Source organism: Nocardioides sp. PD653-B2, from assembly GCF_002117935.1.
Lineage (GTDB): Bacteria > Actinomycetota > Actinomycetes > Propionibacteriales > Nocardioidaceae > Nocardioides.
Map to the genome: position 1 here is coordinate 14,129 of NZ_BDJE01000063.1, position 21,551 is coordinate 35,679.

Annotated in this window: 20 protein-coding genes; 17 read left to right on the forward strand and 3 right to left on the reverse strand. The window is 71.7% G+C overall.

All coding sequences use genetic code 11. The annotated features are described in order from the left end of the window. The first annotated feature begins 5 nt into the window (after window positions 1-5). The 7 genes from PD653B2_RS22720 (at window position 6) to PD653B2_RS22750 (ending at window position 8,401) form a co-directional block, all read left to right on the forward strand. Window positions 6-830 carry an FAD binding domain-containing protein gene (locus PD653B2_RS22720; RefSeq protein WP_085874701.1) on the forward strand — a complete coding sequence of 275 codons (825 nt, stop codon included), beginning with the start codon at window positions 6-8 and terminating at the stop codon, window positions 828-830. Beyond that, complete coding sequence (locus PD653B2_RS22725; protein ID WP_085874702.1) at window positions 827-1,312, forward strand: (2Fe-2S)-binding protein; 486 nt, start codon at window positions 827-829, stop codon at window positions 1,310-1,312. Before PD653B2_RS22720 ends, PD653B2_RS22725 begins: the two co-directional genes overlap by 4 nt. Further along, window positions 1,309-3,708, forward strand: a complete 2,400-nt coding sequence (gene cutA, locus PD653B2_RS22730; protein ID WP_085874703.1) for an aerobic carbon-monoxide dehydrogenase large subunit — start codon at window positions 1,309-1,311, stop codon at window positions 3,706-3,708. The genes PD653B2_RS22725 and cutA overlap by 4 nt, the downstream gene beginning before the upstream one ends. Continuing rightward, entirely contained in the window at window positions 3,705-4,337 is a 633-nt protein-coding gene (locus PD653B2_RS22735) for an SRPBCC family protein (protein ID WP_085874704.1), read from the forward strand. The genes cutA and PD653B2_RS22735 overlap by 4 nt, the downstream gene beginning before the upstream one ends. Further along, on the forward strand, window positions 4,334-5,728 hold the full coding sequence (locus tag PD653B2_RS22740; RefSeq protein WP_085874705.1) for an amidase: 1,395 nt from the start codon (window positions 4,334-4,336) through the stop codon (window positions 5,726-5,728). The genes PD653B2_RS22735 and PD653B2_RS22740 overlap by 4 nt, the downstream gene beginning before the upstream one ends. A gap of 940 nt (window positions 5,729-6,668) precedes the next feature. Continuing rightward, window positions 6,669-7,751 (forward strand): ice-binding family protein, encoded by a 1,083-nt coding sequence (locus PD653B2_RS22745; protein WP_085874706.1) that lies wholly within the window; start codon window positions 6,669-6,671, stop codon window positions 7,749-7,751. Then, window positions 7,748-8,401, forward strand: coding sequence for a class F sortase (locus PD653B2_RS22750; RefSeq protein ID WP_085874707.1), 654 nt, complete (start codon window positions 7,748-7,750; stop codon window positions 8,399-8,401). Before PD653B2_RS22745 ends, PD653B2_RS22750 begins: the two co-directional genes overlap by 4 nt. A 10-nt stretch (window positions 8,402-8,411) precedes the next feature. Here the strand turns inward: PD653B2_RS22750 and PD653B2_RS22755 are convergent, their stop codons facing one another. Beyond that, on the reverse strand, window positions 8,412-8,657 hold the full coding sequence (locus PD653B2_RS22755) for a DUF2630 family protein (RefSeq protein WP_085874708.1): 246 nt from the start codon (window positions 8,655-8,657) through the stop codon (window positions 8,412-8,414). A gap of 90 nt (window positions 8,658-8,747) precedes the next feature. Between PD653B2_RS22755 and PD653B2_RS22760 the strand changes: the two genes are divergently transcribed. The 6 genes from PD653B2_RS22760 to PD653B2_RS22785 all read left to right on the forward strand — a co-directional run bounded on the left by PD653B2_RS22760 (window position 8,748) and on the right by PD653B2_RS22785 (window position 16,475). Continuing rightward, on the forward strand, window positions 8,748-9,698 hold the full coding sequence (locus tag PD653B2_RS22760; protein ID WP_085874709.1) for a peptidoglycan-binding domain-containing protein: 951 nt from the start codon (window positions 8,748-8,750) through the stop codon (window positions 9,696-9,698). A 48-nt stretch (window positions 9,699-9,746) separates the two neighbouring features. After that, complete coding sequence (locus PD653B2_RS22765) at window positions 9,747-10,406, forward strand: lysophospholipid acyltransferase family protein (protein ID WP_085874710.1); 660 nt, start codon at window positions 9,747-9,749, stop codon at window positions 10,404-10,406. Between the two features lie 144 nt (window positions 10,407-10,550). Continuing rightward, window positions 10,551-11,807, forward strand: a complete 1,257-nt coding sequence (locus PD653B2_RS22770; RefSeq protein WP_085874711.1) for an amidohydrolase family protein — start codon at window positions 10,551-10,553, stop codon at window positions 11,805-11,807. Further along, window positions 11,804-13,894 carry a hydantoinase/oxoprolinase family protein gene (locus PD653B2_RS22775; RefSeq protein WP_085874712.1) on the forward strand — a complete coding sequence of 697 codons (2,091 nt, stop codon included), beginning with the start codon at window positions 11,804-11,806 and terminating at the stop codon, window positions 13,892-13,894. The genes PD653B2_RS22770 and PD653B2_RS22775 overlap by 4 nt, the downstream gene beginning before the upstream one ends. Then, the gene (locus tag PD653B2_RS22780; RefSeq protein WP_085874713.1) at window positions 13,891-15,807 is read left to right on the forward strand and encodes a hydantoinase B/oxoprolinase family protein; all 1,917 of its coding nucleotides are present in this window, start codon (window positions 13,891-13,893) and stop codon (window positions 15,805-15,807) included. The genes PD653B2_RS22775 and PD653B2_RS22780 overlap by 4 nt, the downstream gene beginning before the upstream one ends. Beyond that, on the forward strand, window positions 15,804-16,475 hold the full coding sequence (locus PD653B2_RS22785) for an SDR family oxidoreductase (RefSeq protein WP_085874714.1): 672 nt from the start codon (window positions 15,804-15,806) through the stop codon (window positions 16,473-16,475). The genes PD653B2_RS22780 and PD653B2_RS22785 overlap by 4 nt, the downstream gene beginning before the upstream one ends. A 20-nt stretch (window positions 16,476-16,495) precedes the next feature. On the opposite strand, the gene PD653B2_RS22790 is transcribed toward PD653B2_RS22785, so the two are convergent. Further along, on the reverse strand, window positions 16,496-17,173 hold the full coding sequence (locus PD653B2_RS22790) for a TIGR00266 family protein (RefSeq protein ID WP_085874715.1): 678 nt from the start codon (window positions 17,171-17,173) through the stop codon (window positions 16,496-16,498). Window positions 17,174-17,315: 142 nt separating this feature from the next. After that, the gene (locus tag PD653B2_RS22795) at window positions 17,316-18,434 is read right to left on the reverse strand and encodes a 5-methyltetrahydropteroyltriglutamate--homocysteine S-methyltransferase (protein ID WP_085874716.1); all 1,119 of its coding nucleotides are present in this window, start codon (window positions 18,432-18,434) and stop codon (window positions 17,316-17,318) included. 66 nt (window positions 18,435-18,500) lie between these two features. Here PD653B2_RS22795 and PD653B2_RS25785 point away from each other — a divergent pair, with 66 nt between their 5' ends. The 4 genes from PD653B2_RS25785 to PD653B2_RS22810 all read left to right on the forward strand — a co-directional run bounded on the left by PD653B2_RS25785 (window position 18,501) and on the right by PD653B2_RS22810 (window position 21,523). Next, window positions 18,501-18,632: a cupin domain-containing protein gene (locus PD653B2_RS25785; RefSeq protein ID WP_242665412.1), complete on the forward strand. Its 132-nt coding sequence runs from the start codon at window positions 18,501-18,503 to the stop codon at window positions 18,630-18,632. Continuing rightward, window positions 18,629-19,372, forward strand: coding sequence for an SDR family oxidoreductase (locus PD653B2_RS22800; protein ID WP_085874717.1), 744 nt, complete (start codon window positions 18,629-18,631; stop codon window positions 19,370-19,372). The genes PD653B2_RS25785 and PD653B2_RS22800 overlap by 4 nt, the downstream gene beginning before the upstream one ends. A gap of 97 nt (window positions 19,373-19,469) precedes the next feature. Next, on the forward strand, window positions 19,470-20,405 hold the full coding sequence (locus PD653B2_RS22805; RefSeq protein ID WP_085874718.1) for a carbamate kinase: 936 nt from the start codon (window positions 19,470-19,472) through the stop codon (window positions 20,403-20,405). A gap of 23 nt (window positions 20,406-20,428) precedes the next feature. Beyond that, the gene (locus PD653B2_RS22810) at window positions 20,429-21,523 is read left to right on the forward strand and encodes a ring-opening amidohydrolase (RefSeq protein ID WP_085874719.1); all 1,095 of its coding nucleotides are present in this window, start codon (window positions 20,429-20,431) and stop codon (window positions 21,521-21,523) included. Window positions 21,524-21,551 lie beyond the last annotated feature (28 nt).

Below are 21,551 nucleotides of genomic sequence, written 5' to 3' on the forward strand. Positions count from 1 at the left end.
AAATCGTGAAGCCAGCACCGTTCGACTATCGCCGGCCAGGGACACTCGCCGAGGCGGTCGCAGCCCTGGCCGGCGAGCCGAACGCGAAGGTGCTGGCCGGTGGCCAGAGCCTGGTCCCGTTGCTGTCGATGCGGCTCGCGGCTCCCGCGATGCTCGTCGACATCAACGGGCTCCCGGGCCTGGACACGATCAGCGTCGAGGAGGGCGGCGTCCGGGTGGGTGCACTCGCCCGGCACGCCGCCGTCCTCGCCTCTCCCGACGTACGACGGGTCCAGCCGCTCGTGTCGCTGGCCCTGGCCAACGTCGCGCACGCCACGATCCGCAACCGCGGCACCACGGTCGGCTCGCTCGTGCACGCCGACGCGGCCGCGGAGATGCCGGTCGTCCTCTCGCTGCTCGGCGGCTCCGTCGACGTCGAGGGTCCGGCGGGGCGACGCACGATCCCGGCCGACGAGCTCTTCGTCGGCCCGCTCGAGTCGTCCGTCCACCACGACGAGATCGCGGTCTCGGCGTTCTTCCCGGCGCTGGCCGACGGCGCCGGGGTCGCCTTCGAGGAGATCGCCCGCCGGCACGGCGACTACGCCCTGGTCGGCGCCGCGGCCCTGGTCGACGGCGACGAGGTCTCGGTCGGCTACCTCTCCGTCAGCGACGTCCCGACGGTCGTCGACCTGAGCGGCGTGCCGATCGACGAGATGGGCGAGGCGGCGCTCGAGCGCCTCGAGCCAGCCGAGGACATCCACGCCACCGCCGCCTACCGGGCTCAGCTGGTCCGGGTGCTCACCACCCGGGTGGTTCGATCGGCCTACGACCATGCGGAGGGCAGGGCATGACCGAGGAGCTCCACGACGTACGCCTCACGGTGAACGGCTCGGCGTACGAGATCCGGGTGCCCGCGCGCCGGCTGCTGTCCGACGCGCTGCGCCACGACCTCGGCCTCACCGGCACCCACGTCGGCTGTGAGCACGGCGTCTGCGGTGCCTGCACGATCCTCGTCGACGGCAGCCCGACGCGGTCGTGCCTGATGTTCGCGGTCTCGGCGGTGGACCACGAGATCACCACGGTCGAGGGACTGGCCAACCCCGACGGCTCGCTCGGCGCGGTCCAGCAGGCGTTCGTCGAGTGCCACGGCCTGCAGTGCGGCTTCTGCACGCCCGGCTTCCTGACGACGATCACGGCCGGGCTGCGCGAGAACCCCACGCCCACCCATGAGGAGGCCCGCGACATGATCGCCGGCAACCTCTGCCGGTGCACCGGCTACCAGAACATCGTCAAGGCCGTCGAGCGCGCCGCGGAGATCGGTGCCGGCGGATGACCACCAAGCTGATGGGCCAGAAGGTCCAGCGGGTCGAGGACCAGCGCTTCCTGCGCGGGCTGGGGCGCTACGTCGACGACGTCAACGTCGAGAACGACGCCACCATGCTGCACGCCGCCGTGCTCCGCTCGCCGCACGCCCACGCCCGCATCCTGGCCATCGACGTCGACGCGGTGCTCGACATCGAGGGCGTGCACGCCGTCTGGACCCACGAGGACCTCACCGGCCCGATGGCGGAGCCGCTGCCGCTGCTCATCCCGCACCCCGCGCTCACCCACGGCCGCACGCAGTACGCGCTGGCCAAGGACGAGGTCAACTACGTCGGGGAGGCGATCGCCTTCGTGGTGGCCGACGACCGCTACATCGCCGAGGACGCCGTCGGCCTGATCCGCGTCGACTACGAGCTCCTGCCGCCGGTCGTCGGCGTGGACGCCGCGCGCGCCGCTACGTCGCTGGTGCACGAGGACGTGCCCGGCAACGTCGGCGCCCGGCTGGAGCAGAACGTCGGCGACGCCCCCGCGGCCATCGCCGCGGCCCCGCACACCCTCGTGCTCGACCTCACCATCGAGCGCAGCGCCTGCATGCCGATGGAGGGCCGCGGCACCGTCGCCCGCTGGGAGCCGGACCTCAACCGGCTGCAGATGTGGACCTCGACCCAGAGCTCGACCGGCGTCCGCGCCGCGGTCGCGGTCAAGCTCGGCCTCGACCTCGGCCAGGTCGACGTGATCACGCCCGACGTCGGCGGCGGCTTCGGCGTGAAGATCAACCACCCCTGGCCCGAGGAGCTGTTGGTGCCGATGGCGGCCCGCGCGCTCGGCAAGACCGTGAAGTTCACCGAGGACCGTCGCGAGCACTTCATCTCCTCCGCGCACGAGCGCGGCCAGGTGCAGCACATCGAGGTCGGCTTCGACGACGACGGTCGTCTGCTCGGCCTCGACGTGGAGTTCTGGCACGACCACGGTGCGTACACGCCGTACGGCCTGATCGTCCCGATCATCACCTCCACCCAGCTGCTCGGGCCCTACAAGCCGCAGAACTACCGCGTCGTCTTCGAGTCGCTCTACACCAACACCGTGATGGTGACGCCCTACCGCGGCGCTGGTCGCCCCCAGGGCTGCTACGCGATGGAGCGGACCATGGACGCGATCGCCAAGTACCTCGGCAAGGACCGCGCCGACGTCCGCGCCGTGAACTTCATCCAGCCCGACGAGTTCCCCTACGACCAGGGGCTGATCTTCCAGGACGGCCGCGAGCTCGAGTACGACTCGGGCGACTACCCGGCGTCGCTGGTGAAGATCAAGGAGCTGGTCGGGTGGGACGAGTTCCCGGCGTTCCAGGCCGAGATGGCGGCTCAGGGGCGGCGGGTCGGCATCGGCCTGGCCTGCTACGTGGAGGGCACCGGCGTGGGCCCCTACGAGGGCGCGCACGTGCACATCGAGACCTCCGGCAAGGTCAAGGTCGCCACCGGCCTGACCACCCAGGGCCAGGGCCATGCGACGGTCTTCGCGCAGCTGGTCGCCGACGAGCTCGGGTGCTCGTTCGAGGACGTCGAGGTCGTCACCGGCGACACCCGGCGGATGCCGTACGCCGTGGGCACGTTCGCGTCCCGGGCGGCGGTGATGAGCGGCTCGGCGATCCACCTGGCCGCCAAGCGGGCCAAGGAGAAGGCGCTCACGATCGCGGCCGACGCGCTCGAGGCCGACCCGTCCGACCTGCAGATCGTCGACGGCGTCGTGTCGGTCAAGGGCTCGCCCGGCACGTCGATCGACCTCGGCACGGTCTCGGTGCTCTCGAACCCGCTGCGCTACGCCTTCGACGAGGCCTCCAAGGCGGCCACGCAGTTCTCCGTCGGCGACCCCGGCAAGCCGCCGGTGCCCGAGGACGAGGAGCCCGGTCTCGAGGGCCGCGACTTCTACTCGCCCGAGCGCGCGACGTTCGCCTCCGGCATGCACGCCGTGATCGTCGAGACCGACCCCGAGACGGCCGAGATCCGGATCTTGAAGTACGCCGTCGTCCACGACTGCGGCCACCTGATCAACCCGATGATCGTCGAGGGCCAGATCCACGGCGGGGTCGCGCAGGGCGTCGGGGGAGCGCTCTACGAGCGGATGGCCTACGACGAGTCCGGGCAGCTGCTCAACGCGTCGTTCATGGACTTCCTGATGCCCTACGTCACCGAGATCCCCGACGGCATCGACATCGACCACCTCGAGACCCCGTCGCCGCTGAACCCGCTCGGCATCAAGGGCGCGGGCGAGGCCGGCGTCATCCCCTCGGCCGCGGTGTTCGCGGCCGCCATCGAGGACGCCGAAGGGATCGACATCACCGCCATGCCGATCTCGCCGTCCGAGCTCTACTCACTCCGTCAATCACAGGGCCAGGAGCACTCCGCATGAAGATCGCCGGATCCAACATCGTGCCGTTCCCGGTCGACCAGGTCTGGGACGCGATCCTCGACCCGCGGGTGCTGGTCGCGACGATCCCGGGTTGCGAGCGGCTCGAGACGACGGGCGAGCACCACTACTCCATGACGGTCACCGCCGGGGTCGCCGCGATCAAGGGCACCTACGCCGGCTCCTGCGCGCTCTCCGACCTGGCCGAGCACCAGTCCCTCGTCATGCGGCTCCAGGGCGCCGGCGCCCCCGGCACCATCGACGCGACCGTCGACGTCTCCTTCAACGACCTCGGCACCGAGGGCACCCGGATCGACTACGAGGCCGACGCCGTCGTCGGCGGGATGGTCGGCGGGGTCGGCCAGCGGATGCTCTCCAGCGTCTCGAAGCGGATGGCCGGGGAGTTCTTCGGCAACGTCGGCAACGCGATCGCCGCTCCCGCCGAGTCGGCGCCAGTTTCCCCCGGAAGCACCGCCGAGTCGGCGCCAGTTTCCCCCGGCCAGGTGTTCAGCGCCCCCCCGAAGTCCGCGGCGATCTCATCGCAGGACGACTTCGTCAAGGGGATCGTCGTCGGCGCCGGGCTGGTGCTGCTCGGCGTCATCGCGGGATCGGTCTTCGGCCGCCGACGATGAGCACCACGCTCTCGGTCGACTCGACCGCGCGCGAGCAGGCTGCCGCCGTCCGCTCCCGTGACATCTCCGCGCGCGAGCTGATGGACCTGCACCTCGCCCGGATCGCCGAGCGCAACCCCGAGCTCAACGCGATCGTGTCGCTCGACGAGGAGCGGGCCCGCGCGGGCGCGGCCGCCGCCGACGAGGCCCTGGCGTCTGGGGCCGAGGTGGGCCCGCTGCACGGGTTGCCGTTCGCCTTCAAGGACACCCACGCGGTCGCCGGCTGGCGTACGACGTACGGGTCACCGCTGCGCGCCGACCACGTCCCCGAGGCCGACGAGCTGATCGTCGAGCGGGTGCGCCGGGCGGGCGTCGTGGTGATCGGCAAGACGAACGTGCCGGAGTTCGCGGCCGGGTCGCACACCTTCAACCCGGTCTTCGGGCTGACCCGCAACCCCGTCGATCCCTCGCGCTCGGCGGGCGGCTCCAGCGGGGGAGCGGCGTGCGCGCTGGCGTCGGGCATGGTGCCGCTCGCGGACGGCTCCGACATGGGCGGCTCGCTGCGCAACCCGGCGTCGTTCTGCGGTGTCGTCGGCCTGCGCCCTTCGCTCGGCCGGGTGCCGGAGTGGCCGCTCTACAACCAGTGGGAGACCACGTCGGTCGGTGGGCCGATGGCACGCAACGTCGGCGACCTGGCGCTGCTGCTCTCCGTGATGGCCGGCCCCGACCCGCGCGCCCCCCAGGCCCTCGGCGACCCCGGCACGGCCTTCGCTCCGCCGCTGTCCGGGTCGCTCGCCGGGCTCCGGGTCGCGCTCTCGGTCGACCTGGGCGGCGCCTTCGAGGTCGACCACGACGTGGCGGCCGTCGTCGAGGGCACGGCACCGCTCTTCGCCGCCGCCGGTGCCGCCGTCGCCCGGGCCCACCCCGACCTCACCGAGGCCGACGACACCTTCCGCACGCTGCGCGCCTGGCACCTCCAGGCCAAGCTCGGGCCGCTGCTCGCCGAGCACCCGACATCGTTCAAGAAGTCGCTCGCCGACAACATCGCGCTCGGTGCGACCCTCTCCGGCGCCGACGTCGCCCGCGCCTACACGCAGCGCACCACCCTCTCCGAGCGGATGCGCGACTTCTTCACGTCGTACGACGTGCTCGTGCTGCCGGTCTCCCAGGTGCCGCCCTTCCCGGCCGACCAGGAGTACCCCACGGCGATCAACGGCCGGCCGATGGACACCTACCTCGACTGGATGCGGGCGGCCTACCTCATCACCGTCACCGGCTGCCCGGCGATCTCGGTCCCGGCCGGCACCACGCCGTCCGGGCTGCCGGTCGGCATCCAGATCGTGGCCGCGCACGGGCGGGACCGGTTCCTGCTCGAGGTCGCGGCGGCGTTCGAGCGACTCACCACCGGCTGACCCGAGGCCGGGGTCTGTCCACAGGGCGGCGCGAAATCTGTGGGAATCGACCCCCGACCTGTGGACGAAATGGGTCGAATCTGTGGACGAGCGGGCCACTTACGGTGGAACCGGAAGAATGTTCGGGAAACCTCTTGCGCACCCAATTCGACTGGGCATAGAACTTCTCCCACGCCCTCCGGAAACGGGAGGCGGGACAACTCGGAGACGAGGGTCCACACGGACGTGAACCAGCTTGCTGGGGAGCGAACGCAGCGGCAGGGTGACGACGCCGTTGGGGCCTGAGAGGACGAGCTGTCGGTCGGGAGCGTCACCGGTACCGATCACCCGAAGGGCCCTTGCGACTCATACTCGCAAGGGCCCTTCACCTATTTCCGGAGCTGTCTTCCGGCCCGGCTCTGACCCGGGTCCGATCCGGGTCCGATCCGGGTCCCCTCCGCTCAATCCCGCTCAACTGTGGGAATCTCGGCGTTTTCTGTGGATGAACCCGGTCACTTCTGTGGATGAGCTGCCGACTTTCGGTGGAACCAGAAGAATGTTCGCGAAAGCCCTTGCGCGGTGGTCTCCGGAAGGCATAGAACTTCTCCCACGCCCTCCGGAGACGGAAGGCGGGACAGCTCGGAGACGAGGGTCCACACGACGAAGAACCAGCTTGCTGGGGACGCGTCGCGGCGGCTGGGTGACGAGGCCGCTGGGACCGGAGTGGACGAGATGTCGATCGGGAGCGTTACCAGTACCGGTCACCTGAAGGGCCCTTGGAACTCATACTTCCGAGGGCCCTTCGCCTATTTCTCACCCGGGGCCTCTGTTTCTCACCCGGGACCTCACCCCGCAAATGGGTTGGTGGCGGGCGTAGTTCCGCTATTGTGTCGATATCCGGACTAGATGACATTTGAACTTCCAGGGTGTTCCGCCTCCGGCAAGAAACTCGGAGACGGGCATGTCCCTCCCCCGCATAGTCAGCCTTCCCCTCACTGCGACGGTCGCGGCCATCCTGGTGCTCGCGCTCGACGGCGCCGCGGTCGCTGCGCAGCCGCCGGTCGGCCTCGGAACCGCGACGTCGTACGCCGTGCTCGCCGGTTCCACCGTCACCAACACCGGACCCAGCGTCATCTCCGGTGACCTGGGCGTGAGCCCCGGCGCCGCCGTCACCGGGTTCCCGCCCGGCCAGGTCAACGCCGGCACGATCCACGCCGCGGACGCCGTGGCGCTCCAGGCCAAGAACGACCTCGTCACGGCGTACAACGACGCGGCCGGACGCGGCCCGGTCGTGGACGTGACCAGCCAGGACCTCGGCGGCCGGACCCTCGTGCCCGGCGTCTACAACGCCGCGAGCGCGATGGCCCTCACCGGCACCGTGACGCTGGACGGCGGCGGAGACCCCGACGCGGTCTTCGTCTTCCAGGCCGGCTCGACGCTGATCACGGCCGGCAGCAGCACGGTCGCGCTGGTCGGCGGCGCCCAGGCCTGCAACGTCTACTGGCAGGTCGGCAGCTCCGCCACGATCGGCACCACGTCCGCCTTCGTGGGGTCGGTGCTCGCCCTGACCTCGATCAGCCTCCAGACCGGCGCGACCGTCCAGGGCCGGATGCTCGCCCGCAACGGCCAGGTCTCCCTCGACACCAACACCATCACCCGGCCCACCTGTGCTGCCGGTCCCACCGAGACGCCCACGGTGACGCCGACCGCGACGCCGACCGCGACGCCGTCCGTCACGCCCACGTCGAGCCCGAGCACCACCCCGACCTCGACCGCGACCTCGACACCATCGACCGGCGGCCCGAGCTCGGGTGGCCCGGGCGGACCCCGTGGGCCCGGTGGGCCCGGAGGTCCCGGCGGTCCCGGCGGTCCCCGAGGACCGGGCACCCCGATCCCGACCGGACACCCGGGCACCGGACGGCTCCCTGGTCTCGGTGACGGTGCCGGCTGGCTGATGCTCGGCCTCCTGTGCCTCGGCGGCGCCGGTGCAGCCGCGGTCCGTGGTTCCCGGCGTCCTGGGGCCGCTGACCAGTCCGGCTCGTGAAGGCCCGGGGGGCGAACACCCCCTGGCGGATCCTGGCCGCGGCGCTGGCTCTTGCCGGCGCCGCGTGCCTGGTGCTGTGGGCGGACCACTCGACGCCGGCGGTGAGCACCGGATCGACGCTCGGCGCGACGTCGGGCGTGATGACCGAGACTGCGCCGACGCAGGCGGTGCAGACGCCGGAGACCCCGGCCCGGCAGCCCCTGCCCGTGCGGCTGACCATCCCCGACCTCGACGTCACGAGCCGGCTGATCCGGCTCGGTCTGCAGCCCGACGGCACGGTCGAGGTGCCCCAGGAGCCGCTGCTGGCCGGCTGGTACCGCTTCGGGCCGCCACCCGGCGCCCGCGGCACGGCGGTGATCCTGGGCCACGTCGACTCGGTCGACGGTCCGGCGGTCTTCTACCGCCTCGGCGAGCTCGAGCCCGGCGACCGCGTCCAGGTGCGGCTCGACGACGACTCCACCGTGACGTACGCCGTCCACACGGTGCGGACCTACCCGAACGCCGACTTCCCCGCCGAGCGGGTGTACGGCGGGCGCGGCGCGCGGGAGCTCAACCTGGTCACCTGCGGCGGCACGTACGACTCCAGCCGCGGTGGCTACCAGGCCAACGTGGTCGTCAACGCCCGCTGGGTCTCGGGGACCCGGAGCTGACGCGACCGGTCTACTGGAGGTAGTGCTCGACCGTGCCCTCGGGCCGGACCGAGGCCTCGGCCGGGTTCTCGCCGTACTCCCGCTTGGCGCGGCGCTGACGGAGCAGGTCCCAGCACTGGTCGAGCTCCGCCTCGAGGTCGCGGAGACGCTCGTGCTCCTCGCCCGGGGTGATGTCACCGCTCGCGAGCGACTCGCGCAGCCGGTGCTCCTCGTCGATGAGGGACTTGATGTGCTCCTGGATCTCGGGGTCAGCCATCGTGCCAGTGTGGCCCAGTACCGGCCGGTGCGGAACGTTCCTCCGTCCCTCGGGTTCACACGCTCCGCCAGCGGTGTTTGGCTGGAGCGCATGTCCACCTCTCGGGAACGCCGCCTCGTCCTGCCCGCGATCACCGGGCTCCTCCTCGCCTGCGTGGTCGCGCTCGGCATCCAGGCGCCGTCGTACGCCGCGACCTACCCGACGCTCTCGACGGGCTCGACGGGTGCCAACGTCACCAGTCTCCAGTACCTCCTGACCTCCCGCGGTTACGCGACCACGGCCGACGGCGACTACGGCTCCGGCACCGAGGCCGCGGTGACGTCGTTCCAGTCCGGTGCCGGGCTCGGCGCCGACGGGGTCGCCGGACCGGCGACCTTCGGGGCGTTGGTGAGCACGCTGCGCCAGGGCAGCACCGGGCCGGCGGTGCAGGCGCTCCAGGTGCAGCTGGTCAAGCACGGCTCGTCGATCTCGACCGACGGCGACTTCGGACCCGCGACCGACAGCGCCGTGCGCAGCTTCCAGTCCGCGCACGGGCTCAGCGCCGACGGCGTCGTCGGGCCCGCGACGTGGCAGGAGCTGCTCGGCACCGGCGGTGGCGGGTCGACACCGGGGACGACGTACGACTCGCTCTCGGACGACCAGTTGCAGAACGCCCGCACGATCATCGGTGTCGGCAAGGGCGCGGGCGTGCCGGAGTACGGCTGGGTGATCGCGCTGGCCACGTCGATGCAGGAGTCGACGCTGATCAACATCGACTACGGGGACCGCGACTCGCTCGGGCTCTTCCAGCAGCGCACCAGCCAGGGCTGGGGGACCGAGGCGCAGATCATGGACCCGGTCTTGTCGAGCAAGGCGTTCTACGGCGTCGCGAGCCACACGCCCAACCCGGGGCTGCTGGACATCAGCGGGTGGCAGTCGATGAGCGTCACGCAGGCGGCGCAGGCGGTGCAGCGCTCCTGCTGCCCCGACGCCTACGCGAAGTGGGAGTCGCTCGCGCGCGACATCGTGGCGCACGAGTCGGGTGCTCCGCCCGTCTCCTGAGCCGGAATCGGCGGACTCACCGGTAACCGCGACACTGGGACCGTGGTCATGTACTCGGTCCTGCACGCGGTCGTCCCGCCGCTCGCGAAGGCGGTCTGGCGCCCGACCGTGACGGGCCTCCAGAACGTGCCGCGCACCGGTGCGGTGATCCTGGCGAGCAACCACCGGAGCTTCGCCGACTCGCTGGTGATCCCGATCGTCGCCCCGCGCAAGGTCCACTTCCTCGCGAAGTCCGACTACTTCCGCGGCGGCGGGGTGAAGGGCACCTTGCAGAAGGCGTGGTTCGAGGGCATGGGGATGCTGCCCGTCGACCGCGACGACTCCAAGGCCGCGATCGCCAGCCTCGACACGGCGCTCTCCGTGCTCGCCCGCGGCGGGGCGTTCGGCATCTACCCCGAGGGCACCCGCTCCCGCGACGGCCGGCTCTACCGGGGCCGTACCGGCGTCGCGCACCTCGCACTCACCGCCGGCGTCCCCGTCGTCCCCGTCGGCCTCACCGGCACCGAGCGGCTCCAGCCGGTGGGCGCCCGCTTCCCGAAGGTCGTCCCGGTCACGGTCACGTTCGGTACGCCCATCCAGGTCGCCGGCCGCTTCGAGGGGGTCCCGCTCGGCCGGGCGCGTCGCGAGCTCACCGACGAGATCATGACCGCCATCCAGGCCATCACCGGCCAGGAGGAGTCCGGGATCTACAACGCTCGTCCTGAGTAGTCCGCGAGGAACGAGCGGACGTACCGAAGGGACCGCGCCCCCGACGCGTAGCGAGGACCCGCTGGCAGACATTGCCGGAGAAATAGCCTGCCGTCGGCAGATTGTGCCGTGGCCCGGCGCGGGCCCGGCCGATTGAATCGAACCGTGCCTCCCACCCACGAGCTGGTCGTCGCCGACGCGACGCTGAGGAACCGTGCCGGCCGCTGGCAGCTCGGTGTCGACGACGGGCGGATCACCGCGGTCGAGCAGGGCCCCCTGTCCGGCCGTGAGGAGATCGACGCCGCCGGCGCGCTGGTCACCGAGAGCTTCGTCAACGGTCACATGCACCTCGACAAGGTCTACACGCTCGACCGGATCGGCGACGCCGCGCTGACGGCGTACACCTCCGGCGACATGGGCTCCGCGCTGCACTCCATCGAGCTCGCCTCCGCAGTCAAGGAGGGCTACGACCGCGCGTGGATCGGGCCGAACGCCCGCAAGGCCGTCCTGGAGGCGGTGCGGTACGGCGTGCGCCACGTGCTCGCCTTCGCCGACGTCGACACGCACGCCCAGCTCGAGGGGGTGATCCCGCTCCTGGAGCTGCGTGAGGAGTTCCGCGGGGTCGTCGACCTCCAGGTGGTGGCGTTCCCGCAGGACGGCCTGCTCCGCGACCCCGGGGCCGAGCAGCTGGTCCGGGACGCGATCTTCCTGGGCGCCGACGTCGTCGGCGGCATCCCGTGGATCGAGCACACCGACGCCGAGGCGCGCGAGCACGTGCGCCGGATGTGCGAGCTCGCGGCGGCCCACGGGCGCCGGGTCGCGATGCTCGTCGACGACGCCGGCGACGCGTCGCTGCGCACCACCGAGATGCTCGCGACGGCGATGATCGAGCACGGCCTGGTCGGCCGCGGCGTCGCCAACCACGCCCGCGCGGTCGGCCTCTACCCGCGGCCCAGCCTCGAGCGGCTCGCCGGCCTCGCGAAGCGCGCCGGCCTGGGCTTCGTGAGCGACCCGCACACCGGGCCGCTGCACCTGCCGGTCCGTGAGCTGACCGCGATGGGCCTGCCGGTCGCGCTCGGTCAGGACGACATCGAGGACGCCTACTACCCGTTCGGCCGCCACCACATGCTGGAGGTCGCCTTCCTCGCCGCGCACGCGCTCGAGGCGGTCGACACGGCCGGCATCGACCTGGTGTACGACGCCGTCTTGACGACCGCCGCCGACGTCCTCGGCGTGACCGGCCACCGGCTCGAGGTGGGCGGCAACGCCGACCTCGTCGTCCACCACCACGACAACCTGCGCGAGGTCGTCGGCCACCACGAGCCGCCGGCGTACGTGGTGGCGTCGGGCAGGCTGGTGGCCACCTCCACGACCACCACCACGTTCCACCTGACCGCCAGCCTCCAGAAGGAGAACGCATGACCCGGCGCATCCGGATCGGCATCGACACGGGGGGCACGTTCACCGACGTCGTCGCCTTCGACGAGGACTCGGGCGAGCTCGTCACCACCAAGACGCCGTCGACCCCGAGCAACCCGGCCGACGGCTTCCTGGCCGGCATCGACAAGGTGCTCGGCCTGATCGGCGCGACCGGCGCCGACATCGACGCGGTCAGCCACGGCACGACCGTCGCCACCAACCAGCTGCTCGAGGGCAAGGTGGACCGGCTCGGCTTCATCACCACCGAGGGCTACGAGGCGATGCTCGAGATCGCCCGCCAGTCGGTGCCCGACGGCTACGGCAACTCCTACTTCTGGGTGAAGCCGCCCCGCATCGTCCCGCGCGACCTCGTGAAGGGCGTCGGCGGCCGGCTCGACTTCACCGGCGCGGAGGTGCGGCCCTTCGACGAAGAGTCCGCCCGTACGGCGGCCCGGTGGTTCAAGGCCCAGGGCATCACCACGCTCGGCGTCTGCTTCCTGCACGCCTACGCCAACCCCGAGCACGAGGAGCGGATGCGCGCGGTCCTGCTCGAGGAGCACCCCGACGCGGTCGTCTCGCTGTCGAGCCAGGTGCTGCGCGAGTACCGCGAGTACGAGCGGGCGATGACCACCCTGGTCGACGCCGCCGTGAAGCCGCGGCTCTCGGCGTACGTCACCAACATCAAGACGCGCCTCGAGGCCCTCGACGACCGGGTCATCCCGTTCTACGTGATGAAGTCGAACGGCGGCGTGCTCTCGGCCGACGAGGTCGTGCACCAGCCGATCACCACCGTGCTCTCCGGTCCTGCGGCCGGCGCTCTCGGCGCCGCGCTGATCGCGAAGGTCGCGGGCTTCGACAAGGTCCTGACCTCCGACGGCGGCGGCACGTCGACCGACGTGTCGGTCGTCATCGACGGTGAGCCCACGCTGACCACCGAGGGCTCGGTCGGGGCGTTCCCCTCCAAGATCCCGATGATCGACGTGGTCACCGTCGGCGCGGGCGGCGGCTCGATCGCGTGGCTCTCGCCCGAGGGCACCCTCAAGGTCGGCCCGCAGTCGGCGGGCGCCGACCCGGGACCGCTCTGCTACGGCAAGGGCGGCACCGAGGTCACGATCACCGACGCCCACGTCTTCCTCGGCCGGATCCCTCCCCACCTGCTCGGCGGCGAGATCCCGCTCGACGTGCAGGCCGCGAAGGACGGCATCGAGCAGCTCGCGTCGAAGCTCGGCCTGAGCCCGGAGGCGTGCGCCACCGGCATCCTCGAGATCTCCGCGTGGAACCAGGCCAACGCGCTGCGCCAGGTCACCGTCAAGCGCGGGCTCGATGTCCGCGACTTCACGCTGACGACGTTCGGCGGCTCCGGGTCGCTGCTGCTCTGCCGGCTCGTCGACGTGCTCGGCCTGCCCGCCGTACTCGTGCCGCCCAACCCGGGCAACGTGTCCGCCTTCGGCCTGCTGACCGTGGACGTCAAGAACGACTACGTGCAGACCCACGTCGCGCTCGCCGACGCGCTCGACCCGGCCGACGTGGCCGGCATCTTCGAGACGCTCACGGCCCAGGCCGCCGAGGCGCTGACCACGGAGGGCTTCGAGGCCGGCGAGCACCAGTTCGCCCGCACCGCCGACCTGCGCTACTTCGGCCAGGCCTTCGAGGTCCGGGTCGCCGTCCCCGAGGGGCCGGTCGACCAGGCCGTCCTCGACGAGGTGGCCGCCCGCTTCCACGCCGCCCACACCGGGCTCTACGGCTACGACTTCGCCGGCGACCCCACCCAGCAGGTCGAGTGGGTCAACCTGCGCGTCTCCGGCATCGGCCCGATCCAGCGCCCCGAGATCAAGCGCGTCGAGTCGTCCGCTCCACACGCACCTGGGGCTAGCCGAGAGGCGGACGACCCGGTCAGGCAGGTCTGCTTCGAGGCGGGGGAGGGGTACGTCGAGACGCCGGTGCTGTGGCGCGCCGACCTCGTGCCCGGCACGGTCGTGGTCGGCCCGGCGATCATCGAGGAGTTCGGCTCGACGGTCCCGCTGCACCCGGGCTTCACGGCCCGCATCGACGAGTACCTCAACATCATCGTGACCAGGAGCGACGCATGAGCGACAGCAGGCGTGCCCCCACCCAGTTCCCGTTCGGGCACCTGACCGTCGACCAGGGCGCGAGCGCCGACCCGGTGCTGGTCGAGATCGTCCAGGGCTCGCTGGCGAGCGTCGAGATGGAGGTCGAGACCGCCATCGGTCGCACCAGCCGCAGCCCGATGATCCGCGACGCCCACGACTTCCGCGCGGGCATCCACGACCGGTTGCTGCGCAAGCTCACCGGCCGGTCCTACTCGGCGCTGGTGCACCCGATCGCCCGCGACTTCCCGATCGAGGAGATGCAGGAGGGCGACGTCTTCTTCCACAACGACGTCTACCGCTCCGAGGGCGGCATCGGGCACCTGCCCGACCTCTGCGTCACGGTCCCGGTCTTCAGCGACGGCAAGGTCGTCGCGTTCGTGCAGGCCTTCGGTCACCACGACGACATCGGCGGCGCCGTACCCGGGTCCATGCCGTCCAACGCGACCAGCGTCTTCGAGGAGGGCCTGATGGTCCCCCCGATCCGGCTGTGGGACGCGGGCGTGCCCAACAAGGCCGCGCTCAGCATCATGACCCGCAACTCCCGGATGCCCGAGTCGCTGGCCGCCGACCTCGACGCCGAGTGCTCGGCCTGCCTGATGGGCGCGCGCCGGCTCGGCGAGCTCTTCGACCGCTACGGCACCGACACCGTGGAGTCCTGCTTCGACGCGATCATCTCGCGCACCACCGAGACCTACCGCCGCGAGATCCTCAGCCAGATCCCGGTCGGGGAGTGGGTGTGGGAGGACTACGCCGAGCACGACGGCGTCGACGAGCCGATGCTGCACACGCAGCGGATCACGCTCACCCGCACCGCGGCCGACGACCCCGACGGCGAACGGCTGATCCTCGACTTCGGCGGCACGTCGCCCCAGGCCAAGGGGCCGATCAACCACTGCGGCGACTACAGCGACGGCGTCTTCCTCAAGAAGTGGCTGGCGCCGATCCTGCGCAACCTCGCCGAGAGCCCCGAACGGATGGCCGAGCTCGACGTCAACGAGGGCATCGTGCCGCTGATCGAGATGCGCTTCCCGCCGCCGGGCACCCTGCTGACGCCGGTCTTCCCGGCGCCGACCAACGCCCGCACGTTCGTGATCCTGCGGCTGCTCGGCGTGCTCGCCGGCGTCGTCGCCAAGGCGGTCGACGGCCGGATGCCGGCCGACCAGGAGACGATCCGCTACACCGGCGTGTACGGCGACGACCTCGACGACCGCCCCTACCTCATGCGCGAGGTGCTCGGCGGTGGCTCCGGCGGCCGCTACTACGCCGACGGCGAGGACACCATCCATGTCGTGCCCGACTCGCGGAACCTGCCGAGCGAGTTCACCGAGGCGCGCTTCCCCTTCCGCGTCGAGTCGCTGTCGCTCGCGATGGACAGTGGGGGAGCCGGCCAGTTCCGCGGCGGCCTCGGCTACGAGAAGCACATCCGGATGCTCAAGGACGGCCACTTCATGTCCATCGCCGACCGGTCGATCCTGGCCTGCTGGGGCGTGAAGGGCGGGCTCGCGGGCAAGCCGTTCGAGGTCGTCATCGACGCCGGCGGGCCGAACGAGCGCGAGGTCGACGCCCTCGCCGACGCCGAGCCGGTCGCGGCCGGCGAGGTCATCCGGATCCGCACCACGGGCGGCGGCGGCTGGGGCGACCCGCTCGTCCGCGACCCGGCGCTCGTCGTCCGGGACGTGGTCTGGCGCAAGGTCTCGCCGCAGGCCGCGCTGACGGCGTACGGCGTCGTGCTCACCGGCTCGCTCGACGACGACACCCTCGGGTACGACGAGGCCGCGACGCGTGCCGAGCGTGCCGCGCGTCCGGCGGCGAGCGAGGCGTTCTTCGACCGGGGCCCGGGGTACGCCGCTCTCGCCGCGGGTGCGCCGTACGCCGAGGTGGACCTGGTGTGAGGATCGCCGTCGTCGGTGGGCACGGCAAGACCGGCCGCGCCGTGTCGGCCGCCCTGGCGGCTCGCGGCGCCACGGCCGTCGCCCTCGGCCGCGCGGACTGGCCGGACCTGGCCGGTGCGCTGGCCGGGTGCGACGCGGTCTACCTGATCGCGCCCAACCTGCACCCCGACGAGCCGGCGTACGTCGGTGCCGTGCTCGAGGCTGCGACGGCTGCCGGTGTCGGGCGCCTCGGCTACCACTCGGTGGCGTCGCCGTACGCCCCCGAGATGCCGCACCACCTCGGCAAGGCGAGGTCGGAGGACCTGGTCCGCCGCTCCGGGCTGGCGTGGACGATCCTCCAGCCGGGCGCCTACCTGCAGAACCTCGACCTCACCGAGCCGGTGCGGGTGCCGTACGACGTGCACGCGACCTTCGGGTTCGCCGACCTGGCCGACGTGGCCGAGGCCGCCGCGACCGTGCTGCTCGAGGACGGCCACGCGGGCGCGACCTACGAGCTGGCCTCCCGGGTGGCCACCGTCGCCGCGCTGGCCGCGGAGGCCGGGGTCACCGTGGAGCAGGTCGATGACCCCGGCACGCACCCGTGGCTGAGCGCCATGTTCGCCTACTACGACCGGCACGGGCTCCCGGTCGGCACGCTGCCGCTGAGGGCGTTGCTCGGGGGTTCCTGACGATCGCGGCGGGTGGGCCGCTAGCTGCTGCTCTGGGTCGGCAGCTGCGGGATCAGCCAGCCGAGGAACGCGTCCTGGCTGCGGGTCTGCAGGTAGATCCGGCCGGGTCCGGTCAGGTCGCAGACGAGACCCTCGCCGGAGAAGAGCGTCGACTTCCAGTTGCCGACCTTGCGGACGTTGTACTGGATGCCGTCGGTCCACGCGACCATGTGGCCCGTGTCGACGGTGTAGGTCTGGCCGGGCTGCAGGTCGATCGAGTGGATGGCGCCGTAGCTCGACAGCACCAGGTCGCCCTGGCCCGAGATGCGCAGCATGAAGAGGCCCTCGCTGGAGAAGAACGTCTTGCCGCCACCCCACTTGGTGTCGATCTCGATGCCGCCCGAGGAGGCGAGGTAGGAGCCCGACTGCACGAAGAGGGTGCCGTTCAGGGGCCAGTGCACGATGTCGCCGGAGAGGGTGGGTGCGAGGTAGAGCTCGGCGCCGTCCGCCTGGGCGGTGAAGGTGTTCATGAAGAACGACTCGCCGCCGAGCAGGGACCGCTTGAGGCCCTTCATGATGCCTCCCTGCGTCGACGTCTGCATCGCCACGCCCGGCGACATCGCGAGCATCGCGCCCGACTCGGCGCGGACGACCTCGCCGGCGCTCATGGTCAGCTTCGCGGCGGCGTAGGCAGGGCTGTACAAGATCTCGGTCTGCATCGATGTGTCTCCTGGGTCGTTCCCGAGCGGCTGGTGCCCCGAGCGTAGCGACGACCGAGCCCGTTCGCGCCCTACCTCGCGACGATGCTGATCACGGCCGCCGGCCGGTCCTGCCGATGTCGTGGAGGCGCGCCGGCGTGTCCTAGCCCCAGACCTCGTCGGCCAGCTCGACGAGCAGCGCCAGCTTGGCCTTCTCCTGGTCGACACTGAGCGAGTTGCCCTCGAACGTCGAGGAGAAGCCGCACTGCGGTGAGATGCAGACCTGGTCGAGGTCGACGTACTGCGCCGCGTCGTCGAGCCGCGCCTTGAGCACGTCCTTGGACTCGAGCTCGCCGTGCTTCGTCGTCACGAGGCCGAGCACGACGAGCTTGCCGGGCGGCACGTGCCGCAGCGGCTCGAACGTGCCGGAGCGCTCGTCGTCGTACTCCATGAAGAAGCCGTCGACGTCGAGCTCGTTGAAGAGCGCCTCGGCGACGAAGTCGTAGCCGCCCTCGGCCACCCACGAGTCGCGGAAGTTGCCGCGGCACATGTGCGTGGTCACCGTCAGCCCCTCCGGTCGGCCGGCGAGCGCCTCGTTGAGGTGGCGGATGTAGGCCTCGTGCAGGTGCTCGGAATCCTCGCCGCGCTCGGCCATCGCCTTGCGCTGCTCGGGGTCGTTCAGGTAGGCGAGCGAGGTGTCGTCGAGCTGGAGATAGGTGCAGCCGAGCTCGTGGACCCGGCGGACCTGCTCGCGGTAGGCGGCGGTGAGGTCGGCCCAGAACTCCTCGGTGTCGGCGTAGATCTCCGGATCGATCGCGGCCGCGCCGCCGCGGTAGTGGACCATGCTCGGCGACGGGATCGTCAGCTTCGGCGTGACGCCCTCGGAGACGTGGTCGCGCAGGAACGCGAAGTCGTCGCCGAAGATCGTCTCCGACAGCCCCAGCTTGCCGTCGACCTTGAGCGCCGCGGGCGTGAAGTCGAGCTCACCGGCGGCGTTCTTGAAGTGCACCTTCAGGTTGTCGTGCGCCTTGCTGATGCCGTCGAGCCGGTAGATGAAGTCCATGTGCCACGACCCGCGCCGGAACTCGCCGTCGGTCGCCGACCTCAGCCCGGCCGCACGCTGGAGGTCGATGACCTCGATGATCGCGGCGTCCTCGATCTCACGCAGCTGCTCGTCGGAGACCGTGCCGGCGGCGTGGTCCTCACGTGCCTTCAGCAGGTGCTTCGGCCGGAGCAGGCTGCCGACGTGGTCGGCACGGAACGGCGGGGTGTCACGGAGCACGGATCCTCCTCGAGTGGACTCATCGGGTACCCCCACCTTGGCACGGGGTCCTGCAAGACTCGGCTCATGAGCCCGTCCGAGACCGACCTCCAGCACCGGTGGCAGTGCCTCGCGCCGGCGCGCACGGTGCCCTCCGCCGCCGACGCGCTGGTCGGCTGCGTGGTCTCGCGGGGCTTCGACCTCGGGCTCGAGCCGTGAGCCCGCTGACGCTGGTCACCGGTGGCACCCGGGGCATCGGCGCGGCCACCGCACTCCGGCTCGCCCGCGACGGCCACGACCTGGTGCTCGGCTACGCGCGCAACGCCGCCGCGGCCGAGGAGACGCGGCTCGCCGCCGAGGACGCCGGGGCGCGCTGCGTCGCCGTACGCGCGGACCTCACCGATCCCGACGGCGTCGACGAGCTCTTCGCCGCAGCCGCCGAGCACGGGCGACTGACCGGCGTCGTCAACAACGCCGGGGCGACCCTCCACATCGGCCCGCTCGCGGAGACGCCGCCCCTCGTGATCGCCGCGACCGTCGACCTCAACCTGACCTCCGCACTGCTCGTGGCCCGGGCCGCGGTGCGCGCGCTCGGGACGTCGTACGGCGGACCGGGCGGGGTGATCGTCAACGTCAGCTCGGGCGCGGCGACGCTCGGGGCGCCGGGGGAGTACGTCCAGTACGCCGCCGCGAAGGCCGGTGTGGACACGCTGACCGTCGGTCTGGCCCAGGAGGTCGCGGGCGAAGGCATCCGGGTCGTCGGCGTGGCCCCGGGCATCGTCCGGACCACGATCCACTCCGACGCGGGCGAGCCCGGGCGCGTCGAGCGGGTCGGCCCGCTGGTGCCGCTGGGCCGCGTGGGCGAGCCGTCCGAGATCGCAGACGCGATCGCCTGGCTGATGAGCGACGAGGCGTCGTACGTCACCGGGACCACCCTGCGGGTCGCGGGCGGGCGGTGAGTCGCGCCGGCACGCTGGCAACAGTTGCCAGCGAATCGACCTGTTCATCGTCGGTGTCCACGGTGATCGCCCACCACCCGATCACTAGGTTCGACGCATGAGGGTCCTGATCGCGCTCGGTGGCAACGCCATGACGAACGCCGACGGCCGGGCCCGACCCGAGGACCAGATCGCCGCGGCCGGGGTGGCGATGGAGGCCGTGGCCGACCTGCTCGAGCGGGACGTCGAGGTGGTCATCACCCACGGCAACGGCCCCCAGGTCGGCAACCTGCTGGTCAAGAACGAGCTGGCGGCCGCCGTGGTGCCGCCCGTGCCGCTCGACTGGTGCGGCGCCCAGACGCAGGCCACGCTCGGGTTCGTGCTGATGGACGCGCTCGACACGGTCCTCGCGCGCCGCGGCGTCGACCGGCGTACGGCGACCGTGGTCACCCGCACGCTGGTCGCGGCCGACGACGACGGCTTCACCACGCCGACGAAGCCGATCGGCCGCTACCTGCCGGCCGCCGAGGCGGCGCTGCTCGTGGAGCACGGCGAGACCTGGGAGGACCGCGGCGAGAAGGGCTGGCGCCGCGTCGTGGCCTCTCCCGAACCCCTGCGGATCCTCGACGCCCCCGCCGTGCGGGCGCTCGTCGAGGCGGGGTTCGTCGTCGTCGCGAACGGTGGTGGCGGGATCCCGGTCGTGCAGGAGGCCGACGGCGCCCTGCACGGCGTCGAGGCCGTGATCGACAAGGACCTCGGGGCGGCACTGCTCGGCCGCACCGTCGACGCCGACGTGCTCGTCATCGGCACCGACGTCCCTCACGCGGTGCTGCGCTTCGGTGCCCCGGACGCCGAGGAGCTCGGCACGGTGACCGTCGCGCAGATGCGCGCCTACGCCGCCGAGGGGCACTTCGCCAGCGGCTCGATGGGACCCAAGGTCGACGCGGCCTGCCGGTTCGTCGAGCAGGGCGGCCGCCGTGCCGTCATCACCGATCTCGCCCACATCACCGACGCCATCGCCGGAGACGCGGGCACCGTCGTCGTACCGTCCTAGACCCGAACCAGAGAAGGAACCTCATGCCTGACGCCATCGAAGTACGCAAGGTCCCGATCCACTCCGTCGCCGACGCCAGCGAGCTCGCCAAGCTGATCGACGACGGCGTGATGGCGGCCGGCCGCGTCATCGCCATCATCGGCAAGACCGAGGGCAACGGTGGCGTCAACGACTACACCCGGATCATCTCCGACCGCGCGTTCCGCGAGGTGCTGATCGAGAAGGGCGCCCCCGCCGACCAGGTCAAGCAGATCCCGATCGTGTGGTCCGGCGGCACCGACGGCGTGATCAGCCCCCACGCGACGATCTTCGCCACCACCGACGCCGAGCCGATCGACGAGCCGCGACTCACCGTCGGCTTCGCGATGAGCGAGGTGCTGCTGCCCGAGGACATCGGCCGGGTGGCGATGGTGTCCAAGGTCGCCGACGCCGTGAAGGTGGCGATGGAGCGCGCGGGCATCACCGACGTCGCGGACGTCCACTACGTGCAGACCAAGACGCCGTTGCTCACCGTGCACACCATCCGCGACGCGAAGTCGCGCGGCAAGACCGTGTGGACCGAGCACACCCACGAGTCGATGGACCTCTCCAACGGCACCACCGCGCTCGGCATCGCGGTCGCCCTCGGCGAGATCGAGATGCCGACCGACGCCGACGTGATGCACAACCGCGACCTCTTCTCGGCCGTCGCGTCCTGCTCGTCGGGCGTCGAGCTCGACCAGGCGCAGGTCGTCGTGGTCGGCAACGCGACGGGTGTCGGCGGCCGCTACCGGGTCGGCCACTCGGTGATGAAGGACGCGCTCGACTCCGACGGCATCTGGGACGCGATCCGGGATGCCGGACTCGACCTGCCCGAGCGTCCCCGCACCGCCGACCTGGACGGCCGGCTCGTCAACGTCTTCCTCAAGTGCGAGGTGTCGCAGGACGGTCAGGTCCGCGGCCGCCGCAACGCGATGCTCGACGACTCCGACGTGCACTGGCACCGCCAGATCAAGGCCGCCGTGGGCGGCGTGACCGCCGCGGTGACCGGAGACCCCGCGGTCTTCGTGTCGGTCTCGGCGGCTCACCAGGGCCCCGACGGCGGCGGCCCGGTCGCCGCGATCGTCGACCTGGGCTGAGAGGTCGCTTCGGTGGTTGAGGAAGGCG

Excerpts from the sequence above, each read along its gene's own strand:
- PD653B2_RS22745 (WP_085874706.1), top strand. The coding sequence starts at position 6,669 with ATGTCCCTCCCCCGCATAGTCAGCCTTCCCCTCACTGCGACGGTCGCG.
- PD653B2_RS22735 (WP_085874704.1), top strand. The coding sequence starts at position 3,705 with ATGAAGATCGCCGGATCCAACATCGTGCCGTTCCCGGTCGACCAGGTC.
- PD653B2_RS22760 (WP_085874709.1), top strand. The coding sequence starts at position 8,748 with ATGTCCACCTCTCGGGAACGCCGCCTCGTCCTGCCCGCGATCACCGGG.
- PD653B2_RS22765 (WP_085874710.1), top strand. The coding sequence starts at position 9,747 with ATGTACTCGGTCCTGCACGCGGTCGTCCCGCCGCTCGCGAAGGCGGTC.
- PD653B2_RS22805 (WP_085874718.1), top strand. The coding sequence starts at position 19,470 with ATGAGGGTCCTGATCGCGCTCGGTGGCAACGCCATGACGAACGCCGAC.
- PD653B2_RS22725 (WP_085874702.1), top strand. The coding sequence starts at position 827 with ATGACCGAGGAGCTCCACGACGTACGCCTCACGGTGAACGGCTCGGCG.
- PD653B2_RS22780 (WP_085874713.1), top strand. The coding sequence starts at position 13,891 with ATGAGCGACAGCAGGCGTGCCCCCACCCAGTTCCCGTTCGGGCACCTG.
- cutA (WP_085874703.1), top strand. The coding sequence starts at position 1,309 with ATGACCACCAAGCTGATGGGCCAGAAGGTCCAGCGGGTCGAGGACCAG.
- PD653B2_RS22790 (WP_085874715.1), bottom strand. The coding sequence starts at position 17,173 with ATGCAGACCGAGATCTTGTACAGCCCTGCCTACGCCGCCGCGAAGCTG.
- PD653B2_RS22810 (WP_085874719.1), top strand. The coding sequence starts at position 20,429 with ATGCCTGACGCCATCGAAGTACGCAAGGTCCCGATCCACTCCGTCGCC.
- PD653B2_RS22775 (WP_085874712.1), top strand. The coding sequence starts at position 11,804 with ATGACCCGGCGCATCCGGATCGGCATCGACACGGGGGGCACGTTCACC.
- PD653B2_RS25785 (WP_242665412.1), top strand. The coding sequence starts at position 18,501 with ATGAGCCCGTCCGAGACCGACCTCCAGCACCGGTGGCAGTGCCTCGCG.
- PD653B2_RS22755 (WP_085874708.1), bottom strand. The coding sequence starts at position 8,657 with ATGGCTGACCCCGAGATCCAGGAGCACATCAAGTCCCTCATCGACGAG.
- PD653B2_RS22740 (WP_085874705.1), top strand. The coding sequence starts at position 4,334 with ATGAGCACCACGCTCTCGGTCGACTCGACCGCGCGCGAGCAGGCTGCC.